General features: G+C 30.5%; 19 protein-coding genes. 9 read left to right on the forward strand and 10 right to left on the reverse strand.

Features of this window, described 5'->3' with window-relative positions:
- Positions 1 to 188 precede the first annotated feature (188 nt).
- Both L3B96_RS19990 and L3B96_RS19995 read left to right on the forward strand, forming a co-directional pair.
- Entirely contained in the window at positions 189 to 1,172 is a 984-nt protein-coding gene (locus L3B96_RS19990; protein ID WP_238948389.1) for a D-isomer specific 2-hydroxyacid dehydrogenase family protein, read from the forward strand.
- Between the two features lie 92 nt (positions 1,173 to 1,264).
- Complete coding sequence (locus L3B96_RS19995) at positions 1,265 to 1,879, forward strand: superoxide dismutase (protein WP_238948390.1); 615 nt, start codon at positions 1,265 to 1,267, stop codon at positions 1,877 to 1,879.
- 92 nt (positions 1,880 to 1,971) lie between these two features.
- On the opposite strand, the gene L3B96_RS20000 is transcribed toward L3B96_RS19995, so the two are convergent.
- The 9 genes from L3B96_RS20000 to L3B96_RS20040 form a co-directional block, all read right to left on the reverse strand.
- Positions 1,972 to 3,072, reverse strand: a complete 1,101-nt coding sequence (locus L3B96_RS20000) for a hypothetical protein (protein ID WP_238948391.1) — start codon at positions 3,070 to 3,072, stop codon at positions 1,972 to 1,974.
- A gap of 129 nt (positions 3,073 to 3,201) precedes the next feature.
- Positions 3,202 to 3,918, reverse strand: a complete 717-nt coding sequence (locus L3B96_RS20005) for a DUF434 domain-containing protein (RefSeq protein ID WP_238948392.1) — start codon at positions 3,916 to 3,918, stop codon at positions 3,202 to 3,204.
- A gap of 430 nt (positions 3,919 to 4,348) precedes the next feature.
- Entirely contained in the window at positions 4,349 to 6,019 is a 1,671-nt protein-coding gene (ilvD, locus tag L3B96_RS20010; RefSeq protein WP_105412201.1) for a dihydroxy-acid dehydratase, read from the reverse strand.
- Positions 6,020 to 6,160: 141 nt separating this feature from the next.
- Positions 6,161 to 6,847 carry a FadR/GntR family transcriptional regulator gene (locus L3B96_RS20015; RefSeq protein ID WP_238948393.1) on the reverse strand — a complete coding sequence of 229 codons (687 nt, stop codon included), beginning with the start codon at positions 6,845 to 6,847 and terminating at the stop codon, positions 6,161 to 6,163.
- A gap of 146 nt (positions 6,848 to 6,993) precedes the next feature.
- Complete coding sequence (locus L3B96_RS20020; RefSeq protein ID WP_017208809.1) at positions 6,994 to 7,170, reverse strand: DUF1540 domain-containing protein; 177 nt, start codon at positions 7,168 to 7,170, stop codon at positions 6,994 to 6,996.
- A gap of 489 nt (positions 7,171 to 7,659) precedes the next feature.
- Positions 7,660 to 8,598 (reverse strand): AEC family transporter, encoded by a 939-nt coding sequence (locus L3B96_RS20025; RefSeq protein WP_236894978.1) that lies wholly within the window; start codon positions 8,596 to 8,598, stop codon positions 7,660 to 7,662.
- A 65-nt stretch (positions 8,599 to 8,663) separates the two neighbouring features.
- On the reverse strand, positions 8,664 to 9,344 hold the full coding sequence (locus L3B96_RS20030; protein WP_011968841.1) for a GntR family transcriptional regulator: 681 nt from the start codon (positions 9,342 to 9,344) through the stop codon (positions 8,664 to 8,666).
- Between the two features lie 206 nt (positions 9,345 to 9,550).
- A complete protein-coding gene (locus tag L3B96_RS20035; protein ID WP_017208811.1) occupies positions 9,551 to 9,736 on the reverse strand; it encodes an asparagine synthase in 186 nt (61 codons plus the stop codon).
- Between the two features lie 147 nt (positions 9,737 to 9,883).
- Positions 9,884 to 10,036 (reverse strand): hypothetical protein, encoded by a 153-nt coding sequence (locus L3B96_RS20040; RefSeq protein WP_017208812.1) that lies wholly within the window; start codon positions 10,034 to 10,036, stop codon positions 9,884 to 9,886.
- Positions 10,037 to 10,196: 160 nt separating this feature from the next.
- Between L3B96_RS20040 and L3B96_RS20045 the strand changes: the two genes are divergently transcribed.
- The 6 genes from L3B96_RS20045 (at position 10,197) to thiH (ending at position 17,517) form a co-directional block, all read left to right on the forward strand.
- The gene (locus L3B96_RS20045; protein ID WP_238948394.1) at positions 10,197 to 12,239 is read left to right on the forward strand and encodes a thioredoxin domain-containing protein; all 2,043 of its coding nucleotides are present in this window, start codon (positions 10,197 to 10,199) and stop codon (positions 12,237 to 12,239) included.
- Between the two features lie 255 nt (positions 12,240 to 12,494).
- Positions 12,495 to 13,220, forward strand: coding sequence for an ABC transporter ATP-binding protein (locus L3B96_RS20050; protein WP_077305780.1), 726 nt, complete (start codon positions 12,495 to 12,497; stop codon positions 13,218 to 13,220).
- The gene (locus L3B96_RS20055) at positions 13,213 to 14,850 is read left to right on the forward strand and encodes a hypothetical protein (RefSeq protein WP_238948395.1); all 1,638 of its coding nucleotides are present in this window, start codon (positions 13,213 to 13,215) and stop codon (positions 14,848 to 14,850) included. Before L3B96_RS20050 ends, L3B96_RS20055 begins: the two co-directional genes overlap by 8 nt.
- Positions 14,851 to 15,172: 322 nt before the next feature.
- A complete protein-coding gene (gene thiS, locus L3B96_RS20060) occupies positions 15,173 to 15,370 on the forward strand; it encodes a sulfur carrier protein ThiS (RefSeq protein ID WP_065416310.1) in 198 nt (65 codons plus the stop codon).
- A gap of 205 nt (positions 15,371 to 15,575) precedes the next feature.
- Complete coding sequence (locus tag L3B96_RS20065) at positions 15,576 to 16,346, forward strand: thiazole synthase (protein WP_011968847.1); 771 nt, start codon at positions 15,576 to 15,578, stop codon at positions 16,344 to 16,346.
- Between the two features lie 10 nt (positions 16,347 to 16,356).
- Positions 16,357 to 17,517, forward strand: a complete 1,161-nt coding sequence (gene thiH / locus L3B96_RS20070) for a 2-iminoacetate synthase ThiH (protein WP_238948396.1) — start codon at positions 16,357 to 16,359, stop codon at positions 17,515 to 17,517.
- A 165-nt stretch (positions 17,518 to 17,682) separates the two neighbouring features.
- Here the strand turns inward: thiH and L3B96_RS20075 are convergent, their stop codons facing one another.
- Positions 17,683 to 18,333: a TetR/AcrR family transcriptional regulator gene (locus tag L3B96_RS20075; protein WP_017208818.1), complete on the reverse strand. Its 651-nt coding sequence runs from the start codon at positions 18,331 to 18,333 to the stop codon at positions 17,683 to 17,685.
- A 286-nt stretch (positions 18,334 to 18,619) separates the two neighbouring features.
- On the opposite strand from L3B96_RS20075, the gene L3B96_RS20080 reads away from it, so the two are divergent.
- Positions 18,620 to 20,143: a DHA2 family efflux MFS transporter permease subunit gene (locus L3B96_RS20080; protein ID WP_011968850.1), complete on the forward strand. Its 1,524-nt coding sequence runs from the start codon at positions 18,620 to 18,622 to the stop codon at positions 20,141 to 20,143.
- The last annotated feature ends 118 nt before the right edge of the window (positions 20,144 to 20,261 follow it).

Consider the following 20,261-nt stretch of genomic DNA (forward strand, 5'->3'; position numbering starts at 1 on the left):
GAAATATGAAAATGTTACTATGAAGCAGAATCGGGAATCTGCTTTTATTAGGAAGTTTATATTTAACTTGCTTTATTAGAGAAATGATTGATTAATGAATAATTTGGAAAATAAGTTAAAAAGTATGGTAAAATTAGAATTAAATAAATATTGTAGAAATAATAATTTCTGAAAGGAACTGATATTAAATGAGAATTTTAGCATATAGTCATAGGCGTGATGAAACACAGTATTTCGAAGAATTTAGTAAAAAGTATAATGTTGAAGTTGTTTTATGTAATGAGGAACCAAGTTTAGAAACAGCACCTCTTGCAAAAGGTTTTGATTGTATCAGTATAATTACAACAAATATAAACTCAGAATTAGTTGGAAAATTTCATGAGTTAGGTGTCAAATTTATATCAACAAGGACTATTGGATATGATCATATAGATTTGAAAAAGGCTAAGGAACTTGGAGTTCGTGTAGGGAATGTGACGTATTCACCAAATAGCGTAGCAGATTATACTATAATGTTAATATTAATGGCAGTTAGAAAAGTCAAACTTATAATGGAAAGAAGCAATGTGCAAGACTTTTCTTTAAGGGGTATTCAAGGTAAGGAATTACCTAACTTGACAATAGGGGTTATAGGTACAGGGAAAATAGGGAGGACTGTTATCAGACATTTAAGTGGTTTTGGTTGCAAAATATTAGCACATGATATATATGAAAATGATGAAGTAAAATCAAATGCTAAATATGTAGAGTTGGACAATCTATTTAAATATAGTGATATTATAACATTGCATATGCCGGCTACAGATGATAATTATCATATAATTAATAAGAAAGCCATTAAATTAATGAAAGATGGAGTCTTTATTATTAATACTGCCCGTGGATCATTAATTAATACAAATGATTTAATACATGGAATTGAAAGTAAAAAGATAGGCGGAGCTGCTTTAGATGTTATTGAACAGGAATCTAATATTTATTATAGTGATCTAAAGGGAGAGACTTTAAAAAATAGAAATTTAGCGATTCTAAAGTCTTTTCCTAATGTAATAATAACACCTCATGCAGCTTTTTATACAGATCAAGCGGTAAGTGATATGATTGAAAATTCAATAAAAAGCTGCATATTATTTTCAGAAAATAAAGAAAACCCATGGGAGATAGATATATAATATTATAAATATAAGTTACAATACATAAATCACTCTTTCTTGCTAAAACTATTAATATTTCAAATTAATAAAATACTAAGGAGAGATGAAATATGTTTGATAAAATCCAATTACCATATGCATTTGATGCATTAGAACCATATATAGATGCAGAGACTGTTGAAACACATTATAGTAAGCATCTTCAAAAATACGTAGATAACTTAAATTCGCTTATAAAAGGATATGAGCAGTATACAGAAGGTAAATCTTTAGATCAATTGTTAGCAAATGTGAATGAGTTGCCAGAAGAAATTAGGCAAGGAGTAATAGATCAAGGTGGAGGAGTATCAAATCATAATTTATATTTTGCACTTCTTTCACCAACTCCAAAGAAAGCTCCAGAGGGAAAGTTATTAGAAGAAATATATAATACATTTGGAGATTTAGATACTCTAAAAACTGAAGTAAGTAATGCTGCTATAGGTCAATTTGGATCTGGGTATGGTTTCTTAGTTAAAGATAAAGGTGGAAAGTTATCGGTAAGAAATACACTAAATCAAAATTCACCTGCTATGAATGGATTAGTTCCAATTCTGACTATAGACGTATGGGAACATGCTTATTATCTAAAGTATAAGAATTTAAGGGCAGATTATGTAAAAAACATATGGAATTTAATAGATTGGGAAAAAGTTGAAGGATTATATTTAAATTATACAATTTAAATACTTTTAATGATAAAAAGTAAGACTAGAGAGTTGATGTGTTTCTCTAGCCTTGTTATATTTGTAAGAAGTGGATAAAATTTATTTGTTACCTAATACAATGAATCATTATAAAAATAAGGTTTCCAGTTGTTATAAATCTTTTCATGCCTTATACAATAAGTAATGTCTTCAAGGTTTATAGTGGAGTTTAAAAGGTTAAGCTTACTGCTAAAGGAATCAGAGAAAGCTTTAAAAGCATCAGGAATCGACTTGGCAGATAAATTGAAAGTTTCAAGCGGTTCAAAACTGATTTCACCGTTTCTGTTTAAAGATATAATTTCATAAGCATCATTACTTGCTTCTTCCACTAACTCGTTTATATTTCTTTTTAAGTTTATATCATAATTACTTGGATAAGTTACTTCTAAGTTAATTCTATAACAAATATTTCTGGCTTTTACGCAAGGCATTTCGCTAGTAATTTCGTTATCATCCAAATAACCTACTGTCTTAGTCATAACATCTTCTTTGATATCAGGTATATCTATTGAAGCCAGAGTTTTAGTATAGATATCCTTACTTCCGTTTAATGAATATTCCTTTTGATTATTTAGTAATAATGATTTATCACTTCTGTTTAAATCTATGCAATCATTGCATTTTTCTTCTGATTCAGAATCAGATCTATAGCATATGAAAGAATCTATTCTTCTTAAATCTAATCCGAAATAGACCCAATTTCTACGGAACCATCTAAAACCAGATACTGTACGTCTGTTAACGCTTAATAAGAAAGTCCAATAGTTATTTCCATTCTCTTCCCAGATATATGTGTATTTATAAAGACAAAATCTTATAGAGTTAGAACTAACAGCTTTAGCATTTACACCACCGCTAGCTCCGACTTTTTGAACTCCAGAATCATTTTTTCTTGGCACATAATTAGGTGGTGGAGATTTAGGTGCTCCAGGAGGATTGAATACACCACCGCCAGGGTAATTAAAATTCGGAGAATTATCATAATCAAAATTAGGAGGATTAAAATTAAAGTTAGGAGGATAGTTTCCTGGAGGCGGAAAACCTCCACTATTTGGTGTAAAAGGTGCACGTTTTTTATCAGCAGATTCATCTAAAATTGGTGAAAATTCAAAGCTATTAAAGTCTTCGAAGTTCATAGTATCGTCACTAATGAACTCATTATCAATTAACATTTATATTTTACTCCTCAGAAATTAGTTATAAATAATATATTCATCAGAGTTTCAGATTGTTATAATTTACGTTAATATAATTCTTGAACTTTTATATTCTTACATAAATTGGTTGTATTCTTAAATATACTAAAATCTAATTTCAAAATCAATATAGGACGTATTAGGTAATTCTTCTTCAACAATTTCATATGCTAAGTTTATCCAACTTTCACATGTGTTAAGAATTATCCCATCGCTAGTTACAACATGATCCAATTTATTTAGAATAACATCTACATTTGGAATAAGAATAACTTCTATATCGAAGTTGTATTTATATAGAAGTTCTAATAGTCTTGATTTTAATCTTCCTGTGTTAGAAACTGGAGAGTCAAGATAAAAGATAGCCTTTTGTATCTTCATTCTATCTAATCTTTTACCAATCAAGTCTATTGCTGTATCTGTTTTATCAATTAACTTATATGTTCCTCGAAGTCCAGCCAAATCTCGGAGAGTTCCGTCCATACATTTAATTAGTGTTGAATTAGACAAAGCTACTTCAAGAGTAATAATTATATTAAGACCATCAATATGTAGTGTGCTATTTTCGTATGTATCTAATATTTTACGTTTCTGCCTGCTAATAATATCTTTATAAGAAGATATGCTTCTTTTTAATGCTAATCTTTGCCTAGCAGAAAATAAAAAATGATTTCCTACAAATTCAACACTTTTATCTATACTATACCCTTGATTTATTAAGTAATAGATATCCTTTTGAGCTTTTTTTAATAATGTTAGGTTTTCTTCATTAAATTCAATTTCGTCAGATGGAACAAAGCCTCTTTTAACTATTTGTGTCATATAAATATACCTCCTAAAGTAGCATCTATATCTATATAATTATTAATATCTCCATAAATATACCTTGAATTATAACATACTTATGTAAAAATAATACAAATAAATTATATGCGATATAATGAAATAATTACTTTTATGGAGAGTATAGTAGAGAAGCAATTAAAAAATTATAGGAATTATTATATTAGGTAAAGGCAGGAAATTATAACAATGTAACATTGTATTTATGTGATAGGAATAAAATAAATTCATTGAGAATAAAAAATATAGCTACAGAAATTTTGTTGATAGGAATCACTCCTAGATCAGAAATCTGTAGCTATATTTTCATAGATTTTCGGAAGAAAATATTTATGATTTCGGTAAATTACCACATAAATTTAGTTTTAGATTTGGATATCTATAAGTATATAATTAACAATTAGTTTAATTAAAATTTAGGAATGTCTAAGATAGCACCTCTATTTCCTGACGTAACAAGAGCAGCGTATCTTGCTAGATAACCTGTAGTTATTTTTGGCTTTCTTGGTTTCCAATTTGCTTTTCTTCTTGCTAATTCTTCATCGCTAACTAAGAAGTTGATAGTGTTAGCGTTAATATCAATTTGGATGATATCTCCATCCTCAACTAATGCTATGTTACCACCTACTGCTGCCTCTGGAGAAACGTGCCCGATTGAAGCACCTCTGCTAGCGCCACTAAAACGTCCATCTGTTATAAGAGCAACGGAACTTCCAAGACCTCTTCCTGCAATTGCAGAAGTTGGATTAAGCATTTCTCTCATGCCAGGACCCCCTTTAGGTCCTTCATATCTGATAACAACAACATCTCCAGCAACAATTTTTCCTGTATTTATGGCTTCAAGGGCATCTTCTTCGCAATCAAACACTTTAGCTGGACCTTCATGCTTTAACATTTCTGGTACAACGGCTGAACGCTTAACGACACATGAATCAGGTGCTAGATTTCCTTTAAGAACTGCAATCCCACCAGTTTGACTATATGGATTTTCGACTGGTCTAATAACTTCAGGATTTTTATTTGCACATCCTTCAATGTTTTCACCAACAGTTTTTCCTGTACATGTTATAAGGTTAGTTTTTAATAAACCAAGCTTACTTATTTCATTCATAACAGCGTAAATTCCACCAGCATCATTTAGATCTTCAATATAAGTGTGTCCTGCAGGAGCAAGATGACAAAGATTAGGTGTTTTTGAACTAATTTCATTAGCTATATCAACATTTAAATCAAAGCCAACTTCGTGTGCAATTGCAGGTAAATGCAACATACTATTGGTACTACAGCCAAGAGCCATGTCCATAGTCATAGCATTCATAAATGCATCTTCTGTCATAATATCTCGTGGTCTTATGTTCTTTTCAAGTAATTCCATGATTTTCATGCCAGCATGCTTTGCAAGTTTTATTCTTTCCGAATAAACTGCAGGGATTGTGCCATTCCCTTGAAGGCCCATACCAAGTACTTCAGTTAAACAGTTCATACTATTTGCAGTATACATTCCTGAACAAGAACCACAAGTAGGGCATACGTTGTTTTCATATTCATCTAATTTTTCAGCTGTAATTTTTCCAGCATTGTAAGCGCCAACAGCTTCAAACATACTTGATAAGCTTGTCTTACATCCGTCAACTTTTCCAGCAAGCATTGGTCCGCCACTTACAAAAATTGTAGGAATATTAACTCTTGCTGCAGCCATTAGAAGGCCAGGAACATTTTTATCACAATTAGGAACCATTACTAATGCATCAAAGGCATGAGCCATTGCCATAGCTTCAGTAGAATCTGCAATTAAATCTCTTGTAACTAATGAATATTTCATTCCTTCATGTCCCATAGCAATACCGTCACAAACAGCAATTGCAGGAAAGACAATTGGAGTACCTCCAGCCATTGAAACTCCCATTTTTACAGCTTCAACTATTTTGTCTAAATTCATATGACCAGGAACGATATCATTTTGTGAGCTCACGATACCTACAAGAGGCCTTTCCATTTCTTCTTTTGTTAAACCTAAGGCACTAAGCAATGAACGTTGAGGTGCACTTTTAGATCCTTTTGTTATTACATCACTTCTCATAGTATATTCTCCTTACATATATTTATAATTATCGCGTTGTATGTTTTAATTATAAGTTGTATGATGTCTGGTGTCAATTGTAACATAAGATTAAAATAAAAAAGTGCTATTTCTATAAATATAAAGAATTAGCACTTTATCTTATTCATTTGGTATACCTAAATCTTTCATTGCTCTAATAATATGAATTTTCATGGCAGTTTTTGCACCTTCAGCATCTCTAGCTTCCAGAAACTCCATTATCATGCGATGATCATTTAAAGTATTTTGAAGAATTGATTTATTTTCATCGGATAAAATAACACCATTATCAATTGCTTTGTATAATATAGGCATCAGCTTGTTCATAAATTCATTATGAGTAGCTTTTGCGATAGATTTATGGAAGGATCTCTCTACCTCGGTTCGATCTTCATTATTTAGGATCATTTCTTCTTCAAGTCTTCCGTAGTACAATATTCTTTCTAATTCCTTATCAGTGGCGCGTTTAGCAGCATAGTAAGCCGTTTCAGGTTCGAAAATTAATCTCATTTCATATAAATCTTTAACATCTAATTTTTGAGTAGAAAGATTCTCTAACCCCATGCTTTCATTAATGTTTTTTAGTTCTGATACAAATGTGCCTTTGCCTCGCCTAATTTCTAAAATATTGTGAGCAACTAAAATACGAATGGCTTCTCTTAGAGTAGTTCTGCTTACTTTTAATTCAGTAGAAAGCTCATTTTCATTTGGTAGTTTATCACCAATATTAAATTTTTTATCTATAGTAATCATCGCTAGTATATCATCAGCAACACTTTCCGATAAGCTTTTTCCTTTTCGTGGCATAAACAAACCTCCTTTTAGGTTATGTTTATATAATATAATAAAAGAGTCTAGCTTTCAATAGTGATGTCTGATGTCTTATGATTAAAGATTCCTATAAATACAAAATAAAGCTCGTTGGAGTGAATCCAACGAGCACATATATAAAATTAGATTTGGTTTTCAGGGATAAATGTAGCACAGTCTGTTTCTTGAGTATCGCTAGCATTTTTAGGTTGTACTTCTATTTGTTGTGCACAACAGTGATCACCTGACATATAATATTGACATGTATTAACAACGCATTTGATTCCTTGGTTTGGTGAACTCATTTTTTCTGGTTTCATAGTTGTTACCTCCTAATAATATTATTTTAATTAACAATAATATTATTAGTTAATGGAACTTTTTTATACGAAAAAATGTAAGTTATATTTTTCAAAAAATGACTAAAGATATTTTGTTTATTACTTTAAAAATGTATTTTTTATCTTTTCGTGCCACTAATTGTTCATTGATACGATTACATGATTATAGTAATATATAATTAACAAATAGATTAGGGGGGGTACAAATGACATTTGTAATAATAACAGTATTTGTAATTTATTCGATGGTGCGTAAACCAAGTACCGCATCCAATAAAGAGAAATAGATTTTTATACAATCAAAATTGTAAAGTTTAATAAAAAATAAATATATAATTTATATTAGAAAGAGTAGCTTAAACGCTGCTCTTTTTTTAGTGTTAAGGAATAAAGTTTAGCATTAGCAATTTTTGAAATGCAGAAGTTATATATTAAACTCATATAATGGCTTAACAGATGCTTATGAGTTCAAGCTAGTAATAACATATAAATTGGAATGACAATTAAGCTAAAAATAGTTGTTATGATTGTATTTATCGTAGCATATTCGTAATCTGCATTATAACGTTTAGATACTATTGCTGTATTAGTCATGACTGGCATTGCTGCTTGAATAACAAATACTTCTTTCATAAGTAAAGGGGTATTTGCAAAATTACACAATAACAAAATTAATATAGGAGAAATGACAAACCTTCCTAAAAGTATTGCTAGCATGTCCCAGCTAAATCTAAATTCTTTGAAATTAACAGAGTGAATTGTTATCCCTATAAACAACATAGCTAATGGTGTTGTTAAATTACCGAAATATTTGCAAGTGTCTAGGACAAACTTTGGAAGATGGATATCAAGTAATATAAGCAAAACGGCAAACGTAAAGCTTAGAAGTGGGGGGGACATGATACGTTTTATTGTATCAAAAGAAAGGATATTGGCATTGTTAGAATCTCCATCTCTACTAATTTCATATACACCGAGGGTCCAAAAAAATGTAGTATTTGCTATGTAGTATAATAACACATTTGGGATGCTTTTTTCACCAAATAAAGCCATATTCACTGGAAGACCGATAAATATAGAATTAGATACAAAAAACATTGATCTAAAGGTACCAATTCGTTTCTTTTCCACTTTAATAGCTTTAGAAATAATTACGGCAATTATATAACCAATAGCCATGGAGGTAAATGGGGCGAATAATCCACCACCAAGACTCAATAGTTTCTCTTTATCAAAGCTTTCTGTAAATTGTGAAATCATGAGGCAGGGGATAGCAAGATTGCACACTAATCTTGAAAAAAGCTTTGAAGTTTTTTCATCAAACCAGCCTTTATGAGATAAAAGGAATCCAGTAGAAATCATGAGAACGATACTGAATACACTTCCTAATGCATTAAAAATAACCATTATAAACTCTCCTTTAATATATTTTTTAATTAATTGAATTAAAGAATAAAGGATTACACTTTGACTTATATAATGAAATCCTTTGACAAAATGTTTTTCAAATGTTTTAAATCATTGTCTATATGGTTGTACATAGCTTTATACGCTTTTTCTTCATCTCTCTGTTTAATATAATTAAATATTTCAAGATGATGATTGAAAATATCAATATTACGCTCAGGTTCATAAACATCGATAGATCTATAAAAATAAGTAAGCGAACTCAAATCTTTACTCAATTTTTTAAGATGATTATTTTGGCTGAAATCTAAAATTAAATCATGAAATTTAGTATTGAGTTCAATAATATTTTTAGTAAGTGTATCGTCAAAGTTATCTATATTTTTTTTGATTTCTAATAATATTTTTTCAATTTTATCTAATTCTTTGTTAGATGCTTTAAGAGTAGTTAACTTTGCAGCTTGAGATTCTAAAGCTTGGCGACATTCATAAATATTTTCGATGTCTTCTTTGGTTGGTTTATAAATTGTAATTTTTGATTTATCTCCAATAACAAGTAGTCCATCTTTTTCTAAAGAACGTATGGCTTCTCTTACTGGACTTCTGCTTATTTGAAATTCGCTGGCAAGCTTGGATTCATAAATCCTATCTCCGGGTTTTAAAATACCGTTAAATATCATAGCTTTTATAGAATTGTAAGCTTGATCATAGTAAGAAGGCGCTTTTTCAATTTTATATTTTTCCATTACTTTATCCTCCTATAGATTGTGTTAAAACGATTAATTAATTTCAATATTTATACAATGTATACTGTCGACAAATTAATTTTAGTATAATCTACAAATACCAAATAATCAATATAATTGAAATCAAATTGTACAAATAAATAAAAAAACCTGGTGAATTAAATTTATAATCTACCAGGCCAGATAATTATATTAGTCTATTTTATTTATCTTCTTCTATGATGTTTCTTATGTTCAACTAGGTCGATAGCGCCAAGGACCATGTGAGCTGCACCGAACCCAACAACTCCAGCAGCGATAACTGGTGCTACTTCTACTGCTACCATAGCTGCACCTACACCTGTTACAACTGTACCTAATGCAGTTGGTATTGCTCCTTCTCGAATTCTCATATTTATTCCTCCTTTAAACTAATAGAGTTTAATAATAATATTTTTTTATCTAAGATTTATTATTTACATTAGTAACTTTCCACTTAAAATGATTTTTATGCTAAGTAATAATTTATAAAAAATATTAAATTATCTGCTTTATAAATTTTATTTATCTTCGGTTTGCTTATCATATGCTATAAGGCATATTGGAGGATTGTGGTGTTCATTTATTCTGTTTTCCATTTGTCTTATGAAATATATATCTTCTGTAGATAAATCACTGAATTCATTATCAAATTTACTGCTATCATTACTCATGCTATCACTCCTTTCATAAGTATAGTATGGATAGGTAGAAAGATTTTAATCTGAAAATAATAAAGTAATAAGCTTTTTATTGCATGTATTATATAAGTGTATATATTTTTTCAGCGTGGCAAAGATAATTTTAATAAAGTATAAAAGGAGTGTTGTTTATATGTTATCTACAATAAAGGCCAACAATTTAATAAATGAAAAATCTCCTTATTTATTGCAACATGCTAATAATCCAATAAATTGGTATTCGTGGAGTGATGAAGCATTTGCAAAAGCTAAAGAGGAAGATAAGCCTATTTTTTTATCGATTGGGTATTCAACTTGTCACTGGTGTCATGTAATGGCCCATGAATCATTTGAAGATGAGGAAATTGCAGAAATTATGAATGATAGTTTTATTGCGATTAAAGTGGACAGAGAGGAAAGACCAGATATTGATAGTGTATATATGACAGTTTGCCAAGCCTTAACCGGCCATGGAGGCTGGCCGCTTACAGTGATAATGACTCCAGATCAAAAACCATTTTTTGCAGGTACTTATTTCCCTAAAAAGGCTAAATATAATATGCCAGGACTTATGGATATTTTAAATTCAATAAATAAGCAATGGAAGGATAATAAGGATAGGCTTATATCATCTGGTAATAGTATTTTATCAGAACTTGGTGGCTATTTTGATGGTGAAACAAGCAAATTGAAGTTGACATCTAAGACATTAAAAAATGGGTATAATCAAATTTTACACGCTTTTGAGGAAAAATATGGAGGCTTTGGTGATGCACCTAAATTTCCGACGCCTCATATAACAATGTTTTTGCTTAGATATTATAAATCTCATAAAGAAATTAAGGCTTTAGAAATGGCTGAAAAAACCTTGATTTCTATGTATAGAGGTGGAATATTTGATCATATAGGTTTTGGTTTTTCAAGATATTCTACGGATAGTAAGTGGCTGGTACCACATTTTGAAAAGATGCTTTATGATAATGCTTTGCTTGTCATTGCATATTTAGAGGGATATGAGGTCACAAAAAATGAGATTTACAAAGAGGTTGCAACAAAAGTGCTAGAATATGTATTTAGAGAGCTTACTAGTAAAGATGGTGGATTTTACTGTGCTGAAGATGCAGATAGCGAAGGTGAAGAGGGAAAATATTATGTTTTTGAACCTTTAGAAATTTTAAGTGTTTTAGGAGAAGAAGATGGTACGTATTTTAATGATTATTTTGATATAACTTCTGATGGGAACTTTGAGGGCAAGAGCATTCCAAATTTAATAAAAAATAAAAACTTTCATAAGTCAGATGATAGGATAAAGTTACTTAGTGAACAAATACTTCAATATAGAAGTGAAAGAATGGAATTACATAAAGATGATAAAATCCTAACTTCATGGAATGGACTTATGATAGCTGCACTTGGAAAAGCCTATAAAGTTATTGAGGATGAAAGATACTTTGAATATGCTAAGAAAGCAGTAGAATTTATTTTCAATAACTTGATGGATGAAAATAAAAGGCTTCTTGCAAGGTATAGAGATAAGGATTCGCGTCATAAAGCTTATTTAGATGACTATGCTTTTCTTTGTTTTGGACTTATAGAGCTTTATGAAAGTAGCTATGATATTGAGTTTTTAAATAAGGCGATTGAAATAAATAAGGATATGATTAACTTATTTTGGGATAATGAAAAAGATGGATTCTTCCTTTATGGTGAGGATAGTGAAAAATTAATTGCTAGACCTAAGGAACTTTTTGATGGTGCTATGCCTTCAGGAAATTCTGTTGCAGCTTACAATTTAATAAAGCTTGCAAGACTTACTGGAGATTTAACTCTTGAAGAAATGGCAGAGAAACAATTTAATTTTATTTGTGGCTCAGTATTTAATGAAGAGATAAATCATTCATTCTTTTTAATGGCTGCATCATTTGCTTTAAATGAATCAGAAGAATTAGTATGCGTTACTAATGATAAAGGTGAAGAAGAAAAAATCAAAGATTTATTAAGTGAAAGGTCTATTTTTAATTTAACAACAATAATTAAGAATGATGAAAATAGAAATAAAATAGAAGATTTAGCACCATTTCTTAAGGAATATGATCTTATAAATGAAAAATCTACATATTATTTATGTAAAGGAAAATCATGTATGGCTCCAGTAAATGATATTGGTGAATTAAGAAAAATATTATCTAAATTGTAAGGTAGCGTAGTATTCAGTAAACATTAAAAAGAGGTTTTTTATAGGATTAAATTTATTTAAATGCATTTTTTAAGGATGTATATAATAATTTTAGAAGTTATATACTCCTTATTAAATTCTCAATAATGGCTTTATTAATTTTAGGATTATGTATGCATATTAAAAGGAGATGAATAATTAATCTAAAATTAAGATTTATTTAAGTTGTTATAAGACCGAGTTTTAGTATAATAATTCCAAGGAGAGGATAAATTTATGATAAATATAAGCAATATAACAAAAAGTTATAATGGAAATTATAATGCGGTAAGCAATTTAAATTTGGAAATCAGGGATGGAGAAATATATGGATTATTAGGGCCTAATGGGGCTGGAAAAACAACAACTATTAAAATGATAACTGGAATAATATCGCCTACATCGGGAAAAATTGAAATTAACGGAATTGATATTAGTAAAGAGCCAGTTAGAGCAAAAGAGCAATTTGGTTATGTTCCAGATAGCCCGGATATGTTTTTAAGATTAAGTGGAATGGAATATTTAAATTTCATGGCTGATGTTTATGGGGTTTCAAAGGAAGAAAGATTATCAAGGATAAGAGAAATATCAAAAAGGTTTGAAATGGAGTTGGCATTAGGAGATAAGATACATTCATATTCTCATGGTATGAGACAAAAGGTGGTTCTTATGGGAGTTTTGATTCATAAGCCAAAAGTTTGGATTTTAGATGAACCAATGACAGGTTTAGATCCAAAATCAGCATTTACATTAAAAGAAATGATGAGAGAACATGCCGATGAAGGAAATACCGTGATTTTTTCTACACATGTGTTGGAAGTTGCAGAGAAAGTCTGTGATAAAGTCGCGATTATTAATAAAGGGCAATTAATATTTAATGGAACACTAAGCAATATGAGAAAAGAGTTTAAAGAGAATGAATCCTTAGAAGAGATGTTTTTGGAGATGATTCAAGATGAATAGGCTTAAGATAATAACAAAATATTTTATAAGAAATGCATTTGAGGAAATGTTTGCTAGTAGTAAGAAAATGAAACCTGTATTCGCAGTGATGCTAATGATATTTATTGTAGTAATGTTATCTATGCCTTTTACTGTAATAATAAGTGAAGGCTACGGACCACTTCATGCTATGAAACAGGAAGGAATGTTATTATCAATAATATTGTCAATTGGGGAGAGTGTTTCTTTCATCTTTGGAATGTATACAATAATAAATATCTTATACTTTTCAAATGATATTGAAGTTATATTACCACTTCCTTTTAAAAGCAGTGAAATAGTATTTGGAAAGTTTATGGCAGTGTTAATTAATATGTATGTGTATACATCAATGTTAATTTTGCCACTTATAGTCTATGGATTTGTGTCAAAGGCAAGCTTCTTGTATTATTTATATGGAATTATAGTGTTATTAATAACTCCTATTATACCGATGGTATTGGCATCGTTAATATGCATGATTCTTATGAGGTTCACTAGCTTATCTAAGCATAAAGATGCATTTAGAGTATTTACAGGGTGTGCATCACTAATATTGATAGTAGGATTCAATTTTTTTACATCAAGTTCTGGAAGAAGTACAAATTCACAGCAAATGATTCAAAGATTTTCAGATGGAAATAACAGCGCGATGAGTACACTAAATGATATTTTCATAACAAGTAGATTTTCTTCAAATGGGCTATTATATAATAATGACATTAGAGGCTTGCTTAATATACTTATGTCTTTATGCCTAAGTTTAATTATTTTCATAATATATTATTATATAGGAGGAAAGTTATATTTAAAGGGAGTAATAGGTATTTCTGAAACTTATAGCAAGAGGGAAAATATTTTAGAAAACGGTAAGGCAGATAAAATAATAAAAGAAAATTCAAAGTTAAAAGCATTAATTATAAAAGATATTAAAATCTTATTCAGAACTCCTCAATTCTTTATTAATTGCATAGCGATGATGTTTTACATGCCGGCAGTAATGGGAGTTGCATTTTTTTCTGGTGGTAAACTATCAGAGTATAGGTATTTATTAAATAGTAGTCCCAAATGGAATGCGATTACCATAGCAATTGCATTTGTAGGTGGAACGGTATGCATAATGTCAGGTGGAGCAGGTGCAAGTGCACTTTCAAGAGAGGGGAAAGATTTTATTGTATCGAAGTATATTCCTGTGGAATATAAAACTCAGCTATACTCTAAGATTCTTTCATCATTATTTATAAATGGATTTGGGATGGTTATAGTTGTCTTAGGACTCTTATTAGTAAACGTAAGTCCTATCATAATATTGCTCGGAACAATATCTTCATTTGGATCAATACTTATGGTAACTTTATTGGGATTATATATAGATTTTAAATCACCAAAATTGGAATGGGAAAATGAAAAAGCTATGTTTAAAAATAATTATATACCTCTATTAATTATGCTTATTATATTTATATTAGGAGCTGGTTTAGTAGTAGTTGCCATAATCTTGAGGAATTATGTAATTATATTTGGAATTTGCATTATTACTTCACTTGTTGGAAGTAGTCTTTTATATAAAGGTTTATTAAAGAATGCTTATAAAATATATAATGAAAAATAGTCAGAATAAGACAAAAATGCATTACAAAAATTTGTTTTTTGATTTTGTAATGCATTTTTTATTAAAGCAAATTGGTAATAAGGAAATAAAATGACTGTATGAGAGACAAATTATAATAAAACAGCGGATGTTATAAATGGTGATATTAAACAATGACAACCACTTATAACGGAATTTCGAATTAAAGTTAATTTGACACTAACTTAGTGTAATGATATAATTATTTACAGAGTGTGAAGGTCACACGAAGGGGTACACCACCTTGGGTGTATTTTTTCGTGTGGCCTTTTTTAGTTATATTAAATATTTAAGAGGTGATTAAATGGTAAAAGTGAATGGAAAAGAGGTAGATAATGCAACTGGATTATCGTTAGAGGACTTTCTTATCAGTGAAGGATATTTAATAGATAAGATTGTAGTTGAGCTAAATGGTGAAATAATGCCAAAACCCCAATATAAGCAGACAAATATTAAAGATGGTGATTCTTTAGAAGTAATTAGCTTTGTTGGAGGCGGCTGATGCATTAATAAATTCAGAAATATCACTAATGTATATTATCAACAATAAAAATAATAATTTTACTGCAAGATCTAGATTAGAAAAGGACAAGCTTTTAAATTAAGTTATTTATTTAATAATTTGGTTATACATATTAATTTATTTTAATAATCGAATTTTATATACTGCTAGTTCTTGCTGAAAAATGCTAAAGGAGAGTATTGGAATGAAAAAAGATGTATTAACACTTGGAGGACATGAATTCTCATCAAGATTCATACTAGGGTCTGGAAAATATAATTTGAATTTAATTAAGGCTGCAGTTGAGAATGCAGGCGCACAGATGATTACTTTGGCATTAAGACGCGCTAATACAAGCGGAGGTGAAAATATTTTGGATTTTATTCCAGAAGGTGTTACATTGCTTCCAAATACATCTGGGGCAAGAAATGCGGAAGAAGCAGTTAGGATTGCAAGACTTGCAAGAGCAATGAATTGTGGTGATTTTGTAAAAGTTGAAATAATTCATGACTCAAAATATTTGCTTCCAGATAATTATGAGACTATTAAAGCAACTGAGATTCTTGCTAAAGAAGGTTTTATAGTAATGCCATATATGCATGCAGATTTAAATGTGGCTCGTGATTTAGTTAATGCTGGAGCGGCGTGTATTATGCCTCTTGCATCACCGATTGGATCTAATAAAGGTTTAGCCACAAAAGAATTTATAAAAATATTAGTAGATGAAATAGATCTTCCAATTATTGTGGATGCAGGGATTGGAAGGCCATCTCAAGCTTGTGAAGCTATGGAAATGGGAGTAGCAGCAGTTATGGCTAATACTGCAATTGCGACAGCTGGTGATATTCCAGCTATGGCAGGAGCATTTAAACAAGCAATTGAGGCAGGACGTGCAGCATATCTTTCAGGACTAGGTAGAGTTCTAGATAAAGGTGCTTCTGCGTCATCACCATTAACTGGGTTTTTAGAAGATTAGGAGGCAGACTATGAGCGAAGAACGTATAAATCACATGGAATATATGGCTGGGATGGAAGTATTAGAATCAGATGTAATGGATAAAGTAATTAATCACATGGAAGCTTATGATTATAATAAGTATACAGAAACAGATGTTAGAGTAGCTTTGTATAATGATTATCGTACCATAGAAGATTTTGCAGCATTATTATCACCAGCAGCTATGCCGTTTTTAGAGGAGATGGCTCAATTAGCTAAAGAGGAAACAAGAAAGCATTTTGGTAACTCAGTTTACATGTTCACACCACTATATCTAGCAAATTATTGTGAGAACTATTGTATTTATTGTGGATTTAACTGTCATAATAAAATACGCAGAGCGAAGTTAAATTTCGATGAAATAGAGAAAGAAATGCAGGCAATAGCTAAAACAGGTTTGGAGGAAGTGCTTCTGCTTACTGGTGAAAGCAGAAAAATGTCAGATGTAAAATATATTGGAGAAGCTTGTAAGATAGCACGCAAATATTTTAAGATGGTAGGATTAGAAGTATATCCTATGAATTCTGATGAATATGAATATCTTCAAGAATGCGGTGCAGATTTTGTAACTGTATTCCAGGAAACTTATAATTCAGATAAATATGAAACACTTCATCTTGAAGGGCATAAGCGCATATTTCCATATAGACTTAATGCGCAAGAAAGAGCTCTAAAAGGTGGGATGCGTGGTGTTGGATTTGCAGCATTACTTGGTCTAGATGACTTTAGAAAAGATGCTTTTGCGACAGGGGTACATGCATACCTTCTTCAAAGAAAGTATCCGCATGCAGAGATAGCATTTTCATGTCCAAGGTTAAGACCAATTATTAATAATGATAAAATTAATCCAAAGGATGTGCATGAGAAACAACTCTTGCAAGTCATTACAGCGTACCGTCTTTTTATGCCTTTTGCTAATATTACGATTTCTACAAGAGAATGCGAAAGATTTCGTAATAATGTAATTGGCTTAGCAGCTACTAAGATTTCAGCAGGTGTAAGTACAGGAATAGGAAGCCATGCGGAAGATGCAGAAGACAGGGGAGATAATCAATTTGAAATTGCAGATAACAGATCAGTAGATGAAGTGTATGAAGTAATTAAGTCTAAAGGCTTACAGCCTGTAATGAATGATTATGTATATTTATAAGATGTTTATATCTTTAAACATAGGTAAAGATAGATAAGTTGTAATCTAGATATATCTTAATACTGAAATAATTTAGTAGGAATCTCTAATTGATTCCTACTTTTTTTAGATAAATTATTATACTAATTATAGTTTGACTTATATATAAGAATTATAAAATAAATATTATTTATTTTTCGCTTGAAGACCCAATATAATTACTTCAAGATATCCTGCAAAACGCGAAACAAAATCAGGTGGAGCTTCTAGTAGTGAAACAGTTTGAAATTCTTGACGTTGGTTTTTAGAGGATACTGCTGGAGAATATAAACTAGCGGCATAATAAATCTGATATTCATTAAAAAGTTTAAGCTCATCGTCTGTCAGGTTAGGAATAAATTTTTTAGTAATCAAATTTAATTTACCAAAGCTATTAGCAAGATCTTGCTTCAATATCTCCAGTGATTTTGTTGTCACATTACTTCTTAATACTGAAACTAAAATTGAGAACAGCTTTAAAAAACGCTGATTTTCATACATTTGTTCTGACCACAACAGACAAAATGTTTTAAGTTCTAATTGATCATAATCTCTAAGTTTATCATATGTCTTTTTTACCCATTTTTCTAAATCTGAACTTAATATCCATAGGAAGATCTCTTCCTTAGTGGAAACGTATTTATATAAATTTGCTCTTGAAAAATTTAACTCATTAGCAATTGAAGCAAGTGTGATTTTTTCTAAGGGCTCTCTTTCATATAGCTTTAATGTAGCCTCTATGATTTGTTCACGCCTAATGCTTTTTTGTTCTTCGTTTCGAGCGCGTTGAAATTCCATTTCTTTACCTCCTCACTAATTGACAATTACATCATAGCAAATGAATCATAAACTTACAAGTTACTAAATGTTACTCAAAATTCATTGACAAGTTACGCGGTGTAACTTATACTTAAATAAGTTTCATAGTGTAACTTATATTTTGGAAATCGCAGATATGATAAAAAGTTATAAATTAATGAGAAGAGACGTATAAGGAAGCTTAAGTAACTTAGAAGCAGGAGCATGTAAATGTTTTAGCTTATTTAATGCCTAGTAATATGTTAAATAATGGGGTGAATAAAGAATGAAGGATAATAGTAATGAGCAGGCAAATCCATGGTTAGCAATGATAGTTATCATAGTTGGTACATTTATGTCAGTACTAAGCAGTAGTATAATTAATGTTGCATTAACTAAAATGATGTCTGTATTTGGAGTAGGATTGGATGATGTGAAGTGGGTAATGACAGCTTATACATTAGCACTTGGAGCAATTATTCCTTTAACAGGATATCTTCAAGATATTTTTGGTGCTAAAAAAGTATATATAGTTGCATTGGCAATTTTTACAATAGGGTCCGCGCTATGCGGATTTGCATGGAGCAATTCTAGTATGATAGCATTTCGTGTATTTCAAGCTATTGGAGGAGGGATGATGCAGCCTGTTGGCATGAGTATAATATATTCTGTATTTCCAAGAAAAAAGATAGGACTTGCACTTGGGGTTTATGGAATAGCAGCCATGGCAGCACCTGCTATAGGACCAACTCTTGGTGGATTGATTATAGAAAAAATGGATTGGAGACTGATTTTTACAGTAAATATCCCAATAGGAATAATAGGAGTAGTGTTGGGGATGATTATTTTAAAAGGCCAACCTATGAAACCATTTAAGGCATTTGATATAGTAGGATTTTTATCATCTACAGTAGGTTTAGTAAGTTTGTTATATGTACTTGGAAAGGGATCCTCAATTGATTGGGGCGATATGATAAATCCAATATTAATTGCGTTGGGGAGTTTAAGTCTTATATTATTTGTGGTTAACGAACTTACACATCCAGACCCACTATTAGATCTGAGAGTTCTCAAACTATTTGATTTTAGTATGAGCTTAGTTATAATAACTGTGTTAACTATAGGATTAATGGGAGGGTCATATGTATTGCCTTTATTTCTGCAGAATGTAAGGGGATATACTGCGATGCAGGCGGGACTTATCATGTTTCCATCAGCACTAGTTATGGGGGCTTTGATGCCATTAAGCGGAACGCTTTATGATAAATTCGGAGCTAAACCTGTAGTTATACCAGGTCTTATTATATTAGCACTAGCTACATTTAAGTTGTCAACAGCTATAAGCATGAATTCTAGCAAGGAATCAATAATATTTATTAACTGTATAAGATCTATTGGATTAGGAATAGCTATGATGCCTATTAGCACTGCTGGTATGAATGTAGTAAAAGGCGAAATGATTCCAAGAGCATCAGCATTGAATAGCACTATAAGACAGGTGGCAAGTTCTCTTGCTGTAACCATAATGACAGTAATAATACAATCGAAAACAAGTTATAATTATTCAAAACTTGCAGAGCAAATAAATATCTACAATAAAACAGCAGTAGGAACTATAAATTCACTAACAAAATCATATATGTATGAAGGTTTTTCACAAGAAACTTCTAAAGTTATGGCACTATCTCAATTGGCAAAAATTATTCAAGGACAAGCATCTGTAGATGCTATGGCATATTCTATTTCTGTAACTGGAGCTATAGCTGTTATTGCTATATTTTTAACATTATTTATGAGAACTAGAAGATGATATAAAAAATTAAACTATAATAGAGGAATGTGTTATTTAATAATATATAAATTAAAAAGATATTAATATAAAATTTTACTAATGAATTTGATAGACAAATAAGAAAATACTTATAAAA

This window comes from Clostridium sp. YIM B02569 (assembly GCF_022320765.1).
Taxonomy (GTDB): domain Bacteria; phylum Bacillota; class Clostridia; order Clostridiales; family Clostridiaceae; genus Clostridium; species Clostridium beijerinckii.